Below are 14221 nucleotides of genomic sequence, written 5' to 3'. Positions count from 1 at the left end.
GATTGCGGGAGTGACCGGTGAAGCGATTCGCCTCATCGTGGTGGACGACCACACCGTCATGCGGGCGGGAGTGGTGGCTCTCCTCACCTCCGAGAACACCATCGAGATCGTCGGCGAGGCGGGCGACGGCCGCGCGGCCCTCGAACTCGTCGAGCGGCACGAACCCGACGTCGCCCTGGTCGACCTGCGGATGCCGGTGCTCGACGGAGTGGCCACGACAACCGAGATCGTGGCGCGCTTTCCCCGTACCCGCGTGCTGATCCTCACGACCTACGACACCGACGCGGAGATCGAGCGCGGAGTGGAGGCCGGGGCCATCGGCTACCTCCTCAAGGACACCACCCGCGAGCAGCTGGTCGACGCGATCCACGCGGCGGCCCGCGGTGAGACGGTGCTGGCACCCCGGGTCGCCGAGAGGCTCGTCGCCCGGATGCGGCAGCCCGCCCAGGCCCCGCTCACGGCCCGCGAGGCGGACGTTCTCAACGCGGTGGCGGACGGTCTGACCAACGCGGAGATCGGGCGGCGACTCGTCATCGCCGAGGCGACGGTGAAGACCCACCTGCTCCGCCTGTTCGCCAAGCTCGACGTGAACGACCGGACGAGGGCGGTGGTGGTGGCGATGGAGAGAGGGCTGCTACGGAGGGTTTCCGGCACGGAGGGTTCCCCGTGACGTTCCAGCGTGCCGATTCCGGTCGTCGTACCGGATGCGCATGGGCGTACCGCGGTGTCGGGAGCGCGGTCTCCCGGTCCGCGGACACCCGCCGCACCGTGGCGTCCTTCACGCCTGTCGAGCCCGGCCGCCACCTCGCGCTGCCGCTCGTGTTCGGAGTGCCGGGAGAACAACGCCGCCCGAACGCCTGCGCTTCGGGGCCGACCGTGTCACCCGGCTCGCGTGCAGGGGCCTGCACGCGTCGGTTTCGCACGCGATGCCGTCCGCAGCGCGTCACGGAACCGGCATCCGGTACACGACCCCACGGACGGAACGGTGCCGCCGAGCGGCACGTGCGGCGGCCGTGCCCGATCCGTGCCCGCAAGACCGGACGACCACGGTCGACAGCGGTACGGCCTCGCCCACGCGACAGCGTCAGCACAACGGAACCGCGCAGGTCGGCGACCACCCCGCCGTCCAAGCGCCGTCGCTTCCCAAGCCGAGAGGGCGAGTTCGACTCTCGTCACCCGGTCCATGACGAAGCCCCAGGCCAGTGGCCTGGGGCTGGTTTGCCGCCGAGTCCGATTCCGGGGTTCTCCCCCGGCGATGTGAGCGAGGGATTCCCGGTCCGCGATATTCCCGACGGGTATGCCGTACCCCAGCGCCCGCAACCGCTCCCGCAGCGGATGCTCCACCACCGCCTCGTGGAGTTCCGTTGCCACCGCCGCGTGCCGTCCCAGCTCGGCCTCCGCCAGGTCCTCCTGCACGGCGACCCGCTGCGCGGTCAGCCTGACCGTCTGGGCGGCGGCGAACGGCGCGTCCGCCACATCGGCCAACGCGGGGCCCTGCCACAGTTCGGCCGCCTCGCGCAGCAGTGCCGCCGCATGCGGGAACTCGCCGGATTCCAGAGCCCGCCGCCCCTCCTTGGCCAGCCGCGTGAAGCGGTGCACATCCACCTGCTCGGGGTCGGCCGCCAGCCGGTACCCGGTGGGGTGCATCTCGATCGGCACCGTGACCCCGGCCGCCCGCAACCCGCGGCGTAGCCGGGACACCTGCGACTGGAGGGCGTTCACGACGCCGTCGGGTGGCAGCTCGCCGTACAGGCCGTCGACCAGCGGCTCGAGTCCGACCACCCGGCCCGCATTCAGCGCCAGCAGGGCGAGGAGGGAGCGCGGCCGCGGCCCGCCGACATGCACCGGCACACCGTCGTCGGACCGTACGCGCAAGGGCCCCAGCAGCCTTATCCACATACACCGGATTACTGTCCGGCTGCCGTGGTGGCAGGCGGACTTCAAGGACGCCCCGAACCTCTTGCCGAAGCGGTCGAGTGACGTCCGCTCCCTCGGCCGGACGCGGTGGCCTGTCAAGGGCTCACGCGCCGGTACCTCCGCTTACGTCCGGCGGCAGTGACCAGGAGCAGCAGATGGCTCAGGCCCCACGCATCGAGCACGGCCTGGTCGGAGACAAGGAGGTGCCCGCCGACGCCTGCCACGGCGTGCACACCGTGCGGGCCATGCGGAACTTGGCGATCACCGGGTCGACCATCGTCCGGTTCCCCGACCTGATCGCCGCGCCGGCCGCGGTCAAGCAGGCTGCCGCCCAGGCCGACCGGGACCTCGGCCTGCTGCCCCCGGACATCGCCGGAGCGATCATCGGCGCGTGCGAGGAGATCCGCGCCAGCCGTCCCCGTGACGCTGGTCCAGGAGCTCATCACCTACGCCGTCATGCCCGAGGAGACCGCCAACGCCTGACCGGGGCCGGCGCACTACTGCTGGAGTCCAGCCTCGGCGGCACCGCTATCGGCACCGGCTTCAACGGCCACCCCCGCTACGCCGAACTCGCCTGCGCGTATCTCACCGAGGGACCAGGCGGCGGCAGCCGGGCTCATCGCCACGTGCCCCATCACCGAGCTGGAGTTCTTCTACAGCGCGCGTTCCGCCGCCGACCGTGCCCAAGGCATCGAGGACCTGCGTCTGCTCTTCGGCCGGATGCCGGTCGACGACCGCGCCCACGACCGCGCCCACGACCGCGCCTGGCAGGTTCAGGACATCCTCACCCAGCGCGGACAGCACCGCAGTGCCGGAGCCGTCGACCTCGTGGTGGCGGCCACGGCCGAGTTGTAGGGACTGCCCCTCCTCCACCGCGACCGGGACTTCGAACGCATCGCCGCCGTCACAGGCCAGGCGCTCCAGTGGTACGGGCCAGAACCCGGCAAATGAACCCAGGGGGCCGGACGTTCGGCTGTTCCGTGGAAGCCTCGGCCACCGGCCTGTGGTGGCCGAGGGACCGGGAATCGGCGCATGCGCGAAGATGCCCCCGACCGGATGCCCGCCTCTCCCGGAGATGGGTCCGCTTCACCGCGCCGGTGGCGTCCGCCCGGAGCAGGCCGGCATCGCAGGCGATCGAGGACGCCCACGTCTCCCCGCCGAGCAAGCGGCGCAAGAATCTGCACGACGGTGTGATGTTCGCCCGCAATACGTGGCTGACCCGGCAAGCCTTCGATGCAGTGGGGAGCAGTGAGCCCTTCCGCCTTCTGGAGCTCGAGGACGTGATCCTGGAGCGCGAGGCGATCTGGCCGGGGTGCGACGGGACGTTGGCGGATTTCGGCTGGGGATTCCTGGGGGAGATCAAGAAGCACGTCAAGAGACGCGTCGACACCCTGATGCACTGTGAGGCACAGCTATCCCGCGACGACTTCCTCGCCTTCGCGGCAAGTCCTCAACTCGGCACCCACGATGACTACTTCGGCATGCCGAGATGGCCTATTTGCGTGAAGGCGGCGATGGGGCGACTGCGCAGCGAGGACGAGGAATTCTTCCGTAAGCGCAGCGAGGTGACGCAGCGCATCGGTCCGGCGCCGGACGCAGTCGCCTCAGACCTGGAGACGACAGAGAAGGCGCTGCTGAACGCTCCCTGGGAACTGGGTGCCGGGACTCTCGGCTGGTTCGCCTGGAACCCGATCCTGAGAGTGCCTCGTCCATCGCCCCCGGCATGGATCCGAGGCTCTACGGCGACCAGGGCGCTCGTGATTGTCACGCTGCTGGTCAGCCCGCCGCCGTACAAAGGCCACGTGTTCGCGGAACCCCATACACAACCTGTCAGGCGACAAAGGCGCGTCAGACGACGTCGTGGATGTTGTGCTCGGTCAGGTCGGATGCGTGCCGGGCGACAGTGCTGTAGTCGGCATCGTCGTGGAGGACAGTCAGGCCGTGGTGGGCGGCAGTAGCTGCGATGACAAGGTCTACTGCCGAGGCACTGCGATGCTCCCCGGCCTGGGCCATACGGTGTTGCACCGCGCTGATCCAACGCCCTGCGTTCTTCGGCACCGCCGCATCGGGATAGAGGTCGGAAAACATTTCCGCGATCTCGTCGTACTCGCGACGGTTCCGGGCGTTGTACAGGAACTCGGTGCGTTGCACGTAGCAGGACGCGATGGCCTCGGCATCGATCGCGTCGTGCCAGGCCGATTGCAGTTTCGGATCGCGGAGCAGCCGGACCAGGCCGGACGTGTCGAGCAGGTAGATCACTGGCTGTGCTTCTCCGCCCTGTGCAGACGCTCGGCGTCCTCAACGGCACCCCACTCACGAGCACGCTCGAAGTGACGGCTGATGCGCGCCGCACGCTCCTGCTGCTCGGCGTAGAAGTTCAGAGCGAGATTGACCGCCTCCTTCTTGGTCCGGACGCGGGCCAGAGCCATGGCGCGCTCCAGGGCGTCGTCGTCGATGTCGATCTGGGTCACGGACATACCGCACCTCCCAGGCAATGTTGGTTATGTACATAAAAGAGTACGTCACCAACATTCGCCGGTCCACACGTCGCTCCGGGTGTACGCAGTGGCAACGGACCCTCCAGGCCGGCCCAGGGACTCCTCGGTCCGGTCGGTGCAGGCGTCGCGCTCTACGCGACCCGGCTGCTGGGCACGCTCGTGCCCAGAGCGTGCCCGTAAAGGCGGACAACCACGGTCGACAGCGGTGCCACCAAGCACTCCCACCCACAGCCACCATACGAATCTGTGCAGGTCAGCAGCCATACGGCCGCGCAAGCGCCGTCGCTTCCCAAGCTGAGAGCGCGAGTTCGACTCTCGTCACCCGCTCCACGAAGAAGGCCCAGGGCAGAGACCCGGGCCTTACCTGTCGTCCAGACTTCGGACGCTTTCAGGGGTTCCGCCGCCTCGAGGAACGGATGTCAACGGCATCCTTGGCCGACCAAGCGCGGCGTGGTTGCTTGTCGCTCGCCTGCACTCGGGTTCCTTCGGTCCAGTACTGGTGAAGTCGGGCCACCGCGTCCTCCTCGGTCAGCTCGGCTACCGTCTCCTCTGCAAGGCCGACCCGATGGAGCAGCGGATACACCAGGTCGGCAGGCAGCGCTTCCTTCGGCACCGCCGGGGCTCCCCGGTGCGGGAGCCGGCCGTCAAGCACGCAGTTCCAGAATTCGTCCTCGGAGACGTCGAGGGCCGGCACGAGTTCCGCGGCCGATGTGGCCAGGCCCACCGGGCTGCAGAACTCCGAGTTCCGCAGCCCTTCCCTGGTGCTGGACGACTCCCACACGAGCTGGAATGCGCCAACGCCTGTGTCTGTCGCCCATCTCGTTCGCGTTGAAACGCCGACGTGTGGGCCAAGCGGCCGTGCCGGGAACAGCCGGTCCGGGCGGCGGTGTTGCATCGACCGAGGCACCGGCGCCGCGCGGGCGGGGAACACGGAGACCACAAGGTCGTCCGCCCCACCAGGATCCGGGCCCCGGGATCGCGGCGGTACGCCCGCCGCGCCACTTGGACCAAGACGTATTTCTGCAGGAGGACTGTTTCATGACTGACCGGCCCTTGACCCTCATGGCAGTACACGCCCACCCCGACGACGAGGCCACCGGAACCGGAGGGGTCCTCGCGCGGTACGCGGCGGAAGGCATCCGCACGGTTCTCGTGACGTGTACCGACGGCGGTTGCGGTGACGGACCGGGAGGCGTCAAACCGGGTGATCCCGGTCATGATCCGGCGGCGGTCTCCTTGATGCGCCGTCACGAACTCGAGGCGAGCTGTGCCGTCCTGAAGATCAGCGATCTGGAGATGCTGGACTACGCCGACTCCGGGATGATGGGCTGGCCGAGCAACGACGCCCCCGGAGCCTTCTGGCAGACCCCCGTCGGGGAAGGCGCCGCCCGACTCGCGGAACTCATGCGGCACTACCGACCTGATGTGGTCGTCACCTACGACGAGAACGGCTTCTACGGTCACCCCGACCACATCCAGGCCCACCGCATCACGATGGCGGCGCTGGAGATGACCGCGCTGACACCGAAGGTGTACTGGACCACGATGCCCCGCTCGGGGATGCAGCGGTTCGGCGAGATCATGCGCGAGTTTCATGAGGACATGCCGGAGCCGGATCCTGCCGAGGCCGCCGCGATGGCCGAGATCGGCCTCCCCGACGATGAGATCACCACGTGGGTGGACACCACCGCGTTCAGCGGTCAGAAGTTCGATGCGCTGGCCGCGCACGCCAGTCAGGGCGAGAACATCTTCTTCCTCAAGATGGGCAAGGAGAAGTTCGGTGAGTTGATGGGCACGGAGACCTTCGTACGTGTCAAGGACACCACCGGCGCCGCCGTACCCGAGAACGATCTCTTCGCCGGACTGCGCTGATCCACCCGTCCGGCCGGCGGCCGGGAAAGCTCATCGGCCGCACGGCGCAATCGAGCGGGACACACGGAGTCGCCGTCCGTCGCGAGCTTTCCAGCGCGGTCAGCCTCGGTGACCGAGCTGCCACACGTGGCCTCGGCGACGAACAGTGCCCCGTACGGCTCCTCGCCGAACCACGCGGTCGTCGTGACTTTGCGCGGACACTTCGAGCGTCGTGGGACTTGGACACACTTCTCTGACAGTGCCTCCGCGATACCCCAGCTGGGCCACTCGTATGCAGCTGCAACGTCACATCAACAGCTGGTCTCCGTACGAGGCGGCCCATGCTCGGTTGCACCGTCAGCAACGCCGGCCTCTCCCCTCTCGAGGTTCCGTGCCCTCCGCGTGCCCGTAGAGACGGAAAACCACGGTCGACAACCGTGCGATCCGACCCACACGACCACTTCGAGCACCAGGTATCTGCGCTGGTCAGAGCCATGCAACCCGCCCAAGCGCCGTCGCTTCCCAAGCTGAGAGCGCGAGTTCGATTCTCGTCACCCGCTCCATGGACAAGGTCCAGGTCATCGACTTGGGCCTTCTTGGCCGTCTGGCCCAGTGTGCAGGCCGCGTGCGTGAGCCGGGCGCCTCACGCCCGTCCGGCGACCTTCAGGAGCCGGCTTCGGCCGGTGGCCCATCCTCGTTCAGCACCGGGGCACTGCGCACCAGACGCAGTGCCGTCGTCAGCAGGAGGCCGCCGACGATGTTGCCCAGGACCGCCCAGGCCAGCCACACCAGCCAGTCCGCGTAACCGTATGCCGTCCTGCCGGTGTGCAGGCCGGCGAACGCGATCAGGGAGTCCAGGACCGAGTGCCACAGTCCGAGTCCGGCCAGGACGAACGCGGCGAGGATCGATGCGGTGATCTTCCCGGTCATGGAATCCGTGCCGTGGTGCATACGGGTCATGAGCGTGATGACGCTGCCGCCCAGCACGGTCAGGCAGAAGGTGCTCAGTGTGTACCCCCCGTCGACGAAGTGTGCGCCCGTCGTGGCCGCGGTGCGGTGCAGGCCGGGGAACGCCTGCATGACGATCCAGGTGAAGACCCATCCGCCGATCAGGTTCATCACCAGGACCGTCGCCCACATCCGCGCCAGGTCGAGCCAGGTGGCCGCGCCGGCGATCACGGTGGCGACGGGCACCAGGAAGCCCTCCGTGAAGAGCTCGCTGTGGCCGAGCAGCAGGGCGATGAGCCCCACGGAGAAGGCCAGTCCGGCCAGCAGTTCACTGCCGGTCTCGTGCCGCACGAACAGCAACACCATGATGCCGACACCCACATCGATGCCGCCGAGCAGCGAGGTGGCCACCAGCGACGTCCAGGTGCGGTGCAGCCGCGGCCGGCCCTCGGCCACGATTCGTTCCGCGGCCTCGGCGACTCGTCGTTCCCCGGGGCCCTGCATGATCTGGTCGTCCGGCTGCATGGTGGTTCCTCCGGTCCCGCGTGACCGCGGAAGCGTGTCGTCGGCCGCGTCGTAGAAGCGTTCCGGATGAATCTTCGGTGAGCCCGTCCCCGGATTCCGTCACCCACGCCGTCCCACCCGGCTCAGTTCGTGCAGGACCCGGAAACGGGTGTGCCCTGGCCGGTGAAGGACTGTCCCCGCTCGGGGTGACGCGCGGCAGCCGGCCGGCGGCGCGGCTGAACCCGGGCGCAGCAGGACTGTGGATCCTGGACACCATGAGGAACCCTGAGAGTGCCGTGGGCGGCTGTATCGCCATGTTCCTCTTGGCCCTCGTGGTCCTGGGCGTCGTCGTAGCTTGCAACCGGTGATGTGCCGCGGACGTCGGACGGGGACGGGCGCTGAGCTATGCCGAGTGTGCGATTGGGCGACAGCGCCGACGTACAGCGACGTACAACCCAGAACGAGCCGCTGATGAAACCGGCCAACCGGTCCACCTCGCCCACGCCCACCGGCTGCGTCTGCCTCGGTGGTGACTCACTCGGGACCCGGCAGGTTCGTCGACGCCAGCCTGGCCGGGTCGACCACGACTGCGATGTGGGTGATCCGGCCGTCGGTGACGGTGAAGGCGACGACCGAGAGTGGAGTGCCGTCCTCGCGCCACGACACGATCCCCGGGAGGCCGTTGACAAGCACCGACCGCCCCCGCGCGGCTGCGTCGGCGGACAGCTGCGCACCGGCGGCGACCTCGGTGGCGCCGAGGGTGACGATCACGCCGTCGGGGGTGTCGACGGTCCGCTTCACCTCGGGGTCGAGCACGCGCAGCAGCCCTTCGAAGTCGCCGCGACGAGCCGCCGCCAGGAAGGCTCGAACCACTTCTCGCTGCTCCCGTCCGACGACCGTGGGCCGCTCGGTCGCCCGCACCTTCCCGCGTGCGCGGCTGGCGAGCATCTTGGTGGCGTTGGTGGACTTGCCGAGGATCTGGCCGATCTCGTCGAACGGCACCGCGAACAGGTCGTGCAGCACGAACGCCAGCCGTTCGCTCGGCCCGAGTGCCTCGAGGACGACGAGGAGCGCGAGGCCGACCGAGTCGGCGAGCGCCACGTCGTCCTCGGGCGCAGGGCCCTCGTCGACCGTCACCACGAGCTCGGGCAGCCGGTCGTCGTAGGACGCCTGTGGGTGGGACCGACGCGCACGCAGGACGTCGAGACTGAGCCGGCCGACCACCGTGGTCAGCCAGCCGGCGAGGTTGTGGATGGTCGCCGCGTCCTGGCGGGAGAGCCGCAGCCATGCCTCTTGGACGACGTCCTCGGCGTCGGCATGCGAGCCGAGCATACGGTGGGCGACCGCGCGCAGCCGGTCACGCTGGGCCTCGAACGCCTCGGCCACCGGGTCCGTCGGGCTGGTGTCGGACATGCTGTTACCTTCCTCGGCTCTGCTCCGTCACGGGTGATGACGTACCTGGATGAGCACAGGTAACCGATGCAGAGGAGCAGGACCGATGGAAGCACGTACGAAGAACCCGGCGAATCCCGACGTGATCACCGCGATTCAGCACCTCACCAAGGCGATCCACGCCGGTGGCGTCGACCCGCGCCTGCTGGGGCTGGTCCACCTGCGGGCCAGCCAGATCAACGGCTGCAGCCCGTGCGTCTTCGCCGGCATCGGGGCGGCGAAGAAGCAAGGAGAGACCGAGGAACGGCTGCACAACGTGGTCACGTGGCGCGAGACGCCCTTCTTCACCGAGCAGGAGCGGGCGGCGCTCGAGCTGACCGAGGCCGCCACCCGGCTCCAGGACGGCGCGGCGGGCGTGACCGACGAGATCTGGGACGCCGTCTCCGGCCACTTCAGCGAGGAGCAACTGTCCGCGATCATCCTGGAGATCGCGATGACCAACTTCTTCAACCGGATCAACCGCACCGTCCGGGAGCAGGCCGGCAAGACCTGGTGAGCCGGGGGGAGCGCAGGCCGCCCGGGGCAGGCGACGGAACCCGCTCACCAGTACACCGACGTTCGGCGGCCGACGGCGCCATGGCCGGCGGCGCCCGGCTGCGGATCTCGGACTGGGGGCCGGGCCGGCAGTCCAGGTGCCGTACGGGTTTCGGTGCCGGCGAACGGCCTCGGCGGGCCGGTCGGGCACGCGCGCGTGCCCGCGTGACGCAAGGCGGCGCTTCGACAACCGCCGTCCACAGCCGATGTGTTGCTGCGTCATGGCTGTGTCACGGCGGTGTCCTGAAGGGAGGGCGGGCGTGACCTGCGGGCTCCGGGGCTCCTCATAGTCAGTACAGAGCGGGGAGCCGGCGGAGAGCGCCGCCGGCCCCCCGGCCGGCCCCGCCCCGGAAGGAACCTCCCGTGATGAACCGCCACCTGCGCAGGGCCGCCGTCGCCACCGCCGCGATCACCGCAGGACCGTTGATGACGGCGTGCCAGAACGGCACCGACGACAACTCGTCCGGCAAGGGCTCACCGTCATGCTGCTCGCCGGGGGAACGGTTGCCTGCGGAGGGAACACCGGAAGTGATTCCGCGAATGGCGGCCCGCCCGAGGTGACGCCCACGACGGCGGTGGCGGAGGCGGCGACGAACTCCGCAGACATCACGTCGCTCCACTACCGGGTCACCGGGACCGTGCCGGAGAAAGGCCGCCTGGAGGGCGAGGCATCCATGAACACGGCACCGCTGACCATGAGCATGAAGATGACCGCGGCCGACCAGGGCGGGGACGGCCGGCTGGAGATCCGGTTCGTCGACGAGGCGACGCAAGTCGGCGGGAGTGCGGCCGACACCGAGAAGCTGGACGGCAAGAGCTGGTTCGGAGCAGACCCGGCCGCATGGGGAGGCTGCACGACGGACAACGACACCCACGGTGTACTGCCCCGTCAGATCGAGGGAAGCCCGGTCGTGCAGTCCACACTCCTGACCGGGTCCAAGGACCTGCAAAGGATCGGGACCGAGACGGTCGACGGCACCAGGACCACACACCACAAAGGCACGGCCACCTTCGCCGGTCTGCTCGCCGCCCGTGAAGCCGCCCCGGACGAGGAAACCCGGGAACGTCGGATCGAGAGCCTCGATCGGTTCATGGGGCTGGGCATCTCCGACCCCCTCACCATGGACTGCCCTCCGCCCTCTCTCGTCCGGGCCGCTGTCCACAAGAACAACCGCTGTTCACCCGGGCTGATCGCCTGGGAGCCGGCGCCCTCGGTAGAGGCCGGGTCAGTGGTAGGCGTGGACGACGGCATGACCCCTGCCGCGGCCGATCATCCACTTGTTGATCGGGGTGGTGATCAGGAAGGCGACGGCGAAGCCGCCCAGGAGGGCCGACCAGAACAGCCCGTCGGACAGGTGTGCGTCCATCGCGCCGGGGGTGAGCGCGATGATGCCGTTGTCGACGAGTTCCATCACGGCGATGGACACGGTGTCCGCGGCCAGGGCGACCTTGACGGTGGCCTTGAAGCCCAGGCCAGCCCGGCGGACCGCGAACAGCGTGAACGAGTAGCCGAACACGAAGGCGAGCGGGATCGCCAGGGCCGTGGCTTCCGGTGCCGTCACGGGCCCCCTTGCACGAACTTCCGGATCCGCCCAGAGGGGGCGGCCGACCGGCGCGGAGGAACTCGTGACAGGGCACGAGGACGACATGGAGAGCACCCTGTCACCCCATCTGCGCCGAACGTACCGACGCGCGTGCGCAGGGATCCTTCCGGCGGGCCGGACCGACCGCTCGACCGACGGTGACGCCCTTCGGACATGCGTCGGCCCGGGCGGGGCTCGCGGGACAGAGGAGGGGGGCGGGTCGGGGCGGATTCCGCTACGTGCTATCCACGAGCGGCGAGGTGGGCGAGCAGTGCTGCTCCGGTTCCCAGGACAACCAGCTGCACGATGCCGGGAATCCGCCATCGCAGGGCAAGGAGACCCCCGCCCGTCACCACGGCACCGCCGGCCAGGAGCCACATCCCCCGCAGCGCTTCCCCGGGTGCGGCGGGCGAGTCGCCGTGGTCGTAGCCGTCGGCCCAGCCCGTCATCCCGTACCTGAACACCAACCAGGTGACGGCCATCAGGTCGGCAACGAACAGCATCACGCCGACCCCGGCCTGCGCACCGGTCGACGGCCCGCCACCGGGCCTCAACTCCGCCACCGTCTCGTACGCGGGTGAAAGCCTGCTGATCCCATACCGCCCAGCATGCCGTCGTCGCAGACGCCGCGCATGAGCACACCTACTCAGATGCGCCGTTCCCCAGGGGACGCACGGGTGCGGTCGGCCCGTCACCGGCCGGCTCGACGGAGGACGGCCCGCGCGGGACCTCCGCCGTTCGCGTCAGGTCCTGGCAAGCTCCGCGGCGCCGAAGGAGACGTCGAAGCGGTCGCACCAGATGCTGACGCTGCTGAACCGGGCCGGGTCGACGCCTTCGGGCAGGGCGTAGTTGTGGCTGCCCTTGTTGCCCTTGAGCTCGCCGAGGCTGACGTACTCCCCGTCGTCGAAGACGTGCCAGCCGGCGGTTCCCTCTTTCACCGGCGCGTCGGTCAGCCATACGCGCAGGTCGGGTCCGTTGCTGGTGTCGAGCTGCTCCAGGCGCACCACGTGCGAGCCGTCGGCCAGTCGCACGAGCTTCACCGTGCCGGACGTCGCGTGCTCGTGGCTGGTCAGCTCGCCGCTCGCCAGCGTCGTCGGTCCGGACGGTTCCGGCGGCGCGGAGGACGCACCGGACGGTGCCTCGTCAGGCACCGGCGAGACTGCTGCTGCGGGCAGCGACTCCTGCACCGTCTCGTCCTGCCACAGCTTCCACGGCTGGAACCAGTACAGCCCCAGGCCGACCGCGGCGACCGTCACCACCAGCACACCGACCGTCCACGGCCCGGCCAACGCGCTCCGCACCCGTCCCATACCGCCTCCTTCTGCGAGTCACCCGGCTCTCTCCCCCCATTCAACGGGCTGGACGTCTGTCGGGGACCGCCCGGCGGATGACGAAACCCTTACGTCTGCCGCGGACCGGTCGGCGGTGGCCGGGAAGGACTCGGCGCGTGATCCGGCGAGGGGCCACGCTTCGCGAGAGCCGGCGCGCCGGCTGCCGGCCCGGCCGAAGGCCGCGCCGCACCGGGCCGAGGCACGGGGAGGAAGTCGATGCGGGTGCCGTCGGCGGGCCGGCCGAACCGGGTCGCCTCGTGGTCGGCGTTGCCTCGTCAGCGTGCGGACGGCTGTGCCGGCGGGCGGGCTCCGCACCGGCGACGCGTCCTCGAAGGGGACATCAGGGGCGACGCGCCGGCCCCGGACACCTGTGAGGTCGCAGGGTCCGCCCGCAGAGGTGCGCGGGACCCCGTGCGGTGGCGGTTCAGCCCTTGGCCGGTCGTTCGGCCGGGTCCCGGCGGAGGGCCCAGGACAGGTCCGGCTCGGTCACCGGACGAAGGACACGGCGCACCGGCGGGGTGCACATCAGGGTGACGGCGGCGGCCGCGACGAGGGTGAGGACGATCTTCCCGGCGGGGTCGTGCAGCCAGTCGTGGGCGTCGATGAGGCCCGAGTACTTGGCCCCCTTGGTCAGGAAGCCGTGGAGCAGGTAGCCGCAGATGGTGCCGGCGCCGAGCACCGTGAACCACATGCGACGGCGCGGGACCCAGGCCAGGAAGGCGGCCGTCAGCAGCAGGGAGCAGCCGAACAGCGCGAGGGTCATCACGGCGCCGGTCCACCACGGTTCCCCGATCTCCTGCGCGCTGGAGCGGCGGAAGAACCACTCGTTGCGCATGCGGGTGGCCGCCCAGTACGCGAAGGCGAGCGCACCGGCGAAGACGGGTATCGCCAGCATCCTGATCGCGCGGCGGTCCAGGAGCCGGAAGTGCTCGGGCTTCAGGCACAGACCCAGCACGAAGAACGGGAGGAACTGCAGGACCCGCTGCAGGTTGAGGTCCTCCCCGATGCCGGGGGTGACGGAGGCCAGCACCGCGATGGCCAGGGCGACGGCGAGCGGATGACGCAGCTGCTGCCACAGGGGCGTGGTGATCCGCCAGATGAACAGCGCGGCGAGGAACCAGGTGAGCAGGAAGGGGTCGAGCAGACTGATGGCGAAGTCGGGTTCGTCGGCGGCGTGACGCCGGAAGAGGGAGTAGGCGGTCTCGAAGACCACGTACGGAACCACGATGCCGCTGAGCAGCCGCCCGATCTGGCGGGGGCGGCCGGCGAAGCTGCGCGACAGGTAGCCGGAGATGACGATGAACGCCGGCATGTGGAAGGTGTAGACGAGGATGTACAGCGCCTTGGTGGCGCGAGTGCTCTCCACGAGCTCCCACGCGTGCCCCACGGCCACCAGGACGATCAGCAGGTACTTCGCGTTGTCGAAGAACGCGTCACGTGTGCCACCGCCGGCAGTGGTACCGGCCCCCGACGCCGGCCCCGGGAGCGGGGAACGGGCCTGCGCGACGGCATTCGATACGTCGTTCGACAAGACTCAACCTTCGCGTCGCAGAAGAGGTTCACCGGAGCGTCAGGACACCGAACCGACGGCATGAGCCACCCG

Annotated in this window: 14 protein-coding genes and 3 pseudogenes; 5 read left to right on the top strand and 12 right to left on the bottom strand. The window is 69.6% G+C overall.

The window, feature by feature from the left end:
* Positions 1–10: 10 nt before the first annotated feature.
* Positions 11–670, top strand: a complete 660-nt coding sequence (locus ACWZEH_RS17985; protein ID WP_456192204.1) for a response regulator — start codon at positions 11–13, stop codon at positions 668–670.
* Between the two features lie 209 nt (positions 671–879).
* Here the strand turns inward: ACWZEH_RS17985 and ACWZEH_RS17980 are convergent, their stop codons facing one another.
* Together ACWZEH_RS17980 and ACWZEH_RS17975 are read right to left on the bottom strand one after the other, a co-directional pair.
* Positions 880–1875, bottom strand: a complete 996-nt coding sequence (locus ACWZEH_RS17980) for an AfsR/SARP family transcriptional regulator (RefSeq protein ID WP_456192203.1) — start codon at positions 1873–1875, stop codon at positions 880–882.
* 137 nt (positions 1876–2012) lie between these two features.
* Positions 2013–2360, bottom strand: a complete 348-nt coding sequence (locus ACWZEH_RS17975; RefSeq protein ID WP_456192202.1) for a hypothetical protein — start codon at positions 2358–2360, stop codon at positions 2013–2015.
* A 151-nt stretch (positions 2361–2511) separates the two neighbouring features.
* Here ACWZEH_RS17975 and ACWZEH_RS17970 point away from each other — a divergent pair.
* Positions 2512–2868: pseudogene (locus ACWZEH_RS17970) on the top strand (PIN domain-containing protein); the annotation flags it as partial.
* An 897-nt stretch (positions 2869–3765) separates the two neighbouring features.
* Here the strand turns inward: ACWZEH_RS17970 and ACWZEH_RS17965 are convergent.
* The 3 genes from ACWZEH_RS17965 to ACWZEH_RS17955 all read right to left on the bottom strand — a co-directional run bounded on the left by ACWZEH_RS17965 (position 3766) and on the right by ACWZEH_RS17955 (position 5139).
* Positions 3766–4176, bottom strand: coding sequence for a PIN domain-containing protein (locus tag ACWZEH_RS17965; protein WP_456192201.1), 411 nt, complete (start codon positions 4174–4176; stop codon positions 3766–3768).
* The gene (locus ACWZEH_RS17960) at positions 4173–4394 is read right to left on the bottom strand and encodes a type II toxin-antitoxin system VapB family antitoxin (protein WP_456192200.1); all 222 of its coding nucleotides are present in this window, start codon (positions 4392–4394) and stop codon (positions 4173–4175) included. The genes ACWZEH_RS17965 and ACWZEH_RS17960 overlap by 4 nt, the downstream gene beginning before the upstream one ends.
* Positions 4395–4803: 409 nt before the next feature.
* Positions 4804–5139 (bottom strand): hypothetical protein, encoded by a 336-nt coding sequence (locus ACWZEH_RS17955; protein WP_456192199.1) that lies wholly within the window; start codon positions 5137–5139, stop codon positions 4804–4806.
* 314 nt (positions 5140–5453) lie between these two features.
* Between ACWZEH_RS17955 and ACWZEH_RS17950 the strand changes: the two genes are divergently transcribed.
* Entirely contained in the window at positions 5454–6287 is an 834-nt protein-coding gene (locus tag ACWZEH_RS17950; RefSeq protein ID WP_456192198.1) for a PIG-L family deacetylase, read from the top strand.
* A gap of 642 nt (positions 6288–6929) precedes the next feature.
* Here the strand turns inward: ACWZEH_RS17950 and ACWZEH_RS17945 are convergent.
* Positions 6930–7739 (bottom strand): formate/nitrite transporter family protein, encoded by an 810-nt coding sequence (locus ACWZEH_RS17945; RefSeq protein ID WP_456192197.1) that lies wholly within the window; start codon positions 7737–7739, stop codon positions 6930–6932.
* Between the two features lie 513 nt (positions 7740–8252).
* Positions 8253–9131 carry a sigma-70 family RNA polymerase sigma factor gene (locus ACWZEH_RS17940; protein WP_456192196.1) on the bottom strand — a complete coding sequence of 293 codons (879 nt, stop codon included), beginning with the start codon at positions 9129–9131 and terminating at the stop codon, positions 8253–8255.
* Positions 9132–9216: 85 nt separating this feature from the next.
* Between ACWZEH_RS17940 and ACWZEH_RS17935 the strand changes: the two genes are divergently transcribed.
* Positions 9217–9666, top strand: coding sequence for a carboxymuconolactone decarboxylase family protein (locus tag ACWZEH_RS17935; RefSeq protein ID WP_456192195.1), 450 nt, complete (start codon positions 9217–9219; stop codon positions 9664–9666).
* A gap of 328 nt (positions 9667–9994) precedes the next feature.
* Here ACWZEH_RS17935 and ACWZEH_RS17930 read toward each other — a convergent pair whose 3' ends face one another.
* Positions 9995–10174, bottom strand: a complete 180-nt coding sequence (locus ACWZEH_RS17930; protein WP_456192194.1) for a hypothetical protein — start codon at positions 10172–10174, stop codon at positions 9995–9997.
* 12 nt (positions 10175–10186) lie between these two features.
* Between ACWZEH_RS17930 and ACWZEH_RS35955 the strand changes: the two are divergent.
* Positions 10187–10771 (top strand): annotated as a pseudogene (locus ACWZEH_RS35955) (SCO4651 family lipoprotein); the annotation flags it as partial.
* 159 nt (positions 10772–10930) lie between these two features.
* Here the strand turns inward: ACWZEH_RS35955 and ACWZEH_RS17925 are convergent.
* The 4 genes and pseudogenes from ACWZEH_RS17925 to ACWZEH_RS17910 all read right to left on the bottom strand — a co-directional run.
* Positions 10931–11242 (bottom strand): annotated as a pseudogene (locus ACWZEH_RS17925) (DUF4396 domain-containing protein); the annotation flags it as partial.
* Positions 11243–11529: 287 nt separating this feature from the next.
* Positions 11530–11790 (bottom strand): hypothetical protein, encoded by a 261-nt coding sequence (locus ACWZEH_RS17920; RefSeq protein WP_456192193.1) that lies wholly within the window; start codon positions 11788–11790, stop codon positions 11530–11532.
* A 240-nt stretch (positions 11791–12030) separates the two neighbouring features.
* Positions 12031–12597 (bottom strand): DM13 domain-containing protein, encoded by a 567-nt coding sequence (locus tag ACWZEH_RS17915; RefSeq protein WP_456192192.1) that lies wholly within the window; start codon positions 12595–12597, stop codon positions 12031–12033.
* Positions 12598–13042: 445 nt separating this feature from the next.
* Positions 13043–14149 carry an acyltransferase family protein gene (locus ACWZEH_RS17910; RefSeq protein WP_456192191.1) on the bottom strand — a complete coding sequence of 369 codons (1107 nt, stop codon included), beginning with the start codon at positions 14147–14149 and terminating at the stop codon, positions 13043–13045.
* Positions 14150–14221: the final 72 nt, after the last annotated feature.

It is taken from the genome of Streptomyces yamdrokensis (assembly GCF_053890455.1).
The sequence above is the reverse complement of the archived record's forward strand: the minus strand, read 5'-3'. Positions and strand labels throughout refer to the sequence as shown.

What these genes read in the sequence shown, in the direction of transcription:
- ACWZEH_RS17975 (WP_456192202.1), bottom strand. Translation starts at nt 2,360, where the DNA reads ATGAGCTCCTGGACCAGCGTCACGGGGACGGCTGGCGCGGATCTCCTC.
- ACWZEH_RS17960 (WP_456192200.1), bottom strand. Translation starts at nt 4,394, where the DNA reads ATGTCCGTGACCCAGATCGACATCGACGACGACGCCCTGGAGCGCGCC.
- ACWZEH_RS17950 (WP_456192198.1), top strand. Translation starts at nt 5,454, where the DNA reads ATGACTGACCGGCCCTTGACCCTCATGGCAGTACACGCCCACCCCGAC.
- ACWZEH_RS17945 (WP_456192197.1), bottom strand. Translation starts at nt 7,739, where the DNA reads ATGCAGCCGGACGACCAGATCATGCAGGGCCCCGGGGAACGACGAGTC.
- ACWZEH_RS17940 (WP_456192196.1), bottom strand. Translation starts at nt 9,131, where the DNA reads ATGTCCGACACCAGCCCGACGGACCCGGTGGCCGAGGCGTTCGAGGCC.
- ACWZEH_RS17935 (WP_456192195.1), top strand. Translation starts at nt 9,217, where the DNA reads ATGGAAGCACGTACGAAGAACCCGGCGAATCCCGACGTGATCACCGCG.
- ACWZEH_RS17920 (WP_456192193.1), bottom strand. Translation starts at nt 11,790, where the DNA reads ATGCTGTTCGTTGCCGACCTGATGGCCGTCACCTGGTTGGTGTTCAGG.
- ACWZEH_RS17915 (WP_456192192.1), bottom strand. Translation starts at nt 12,597, where the DNA reads ATGGGACGGGTGCGGAGCGCGTTGGCCGGGCCGTGGACGGTCGGTGTG.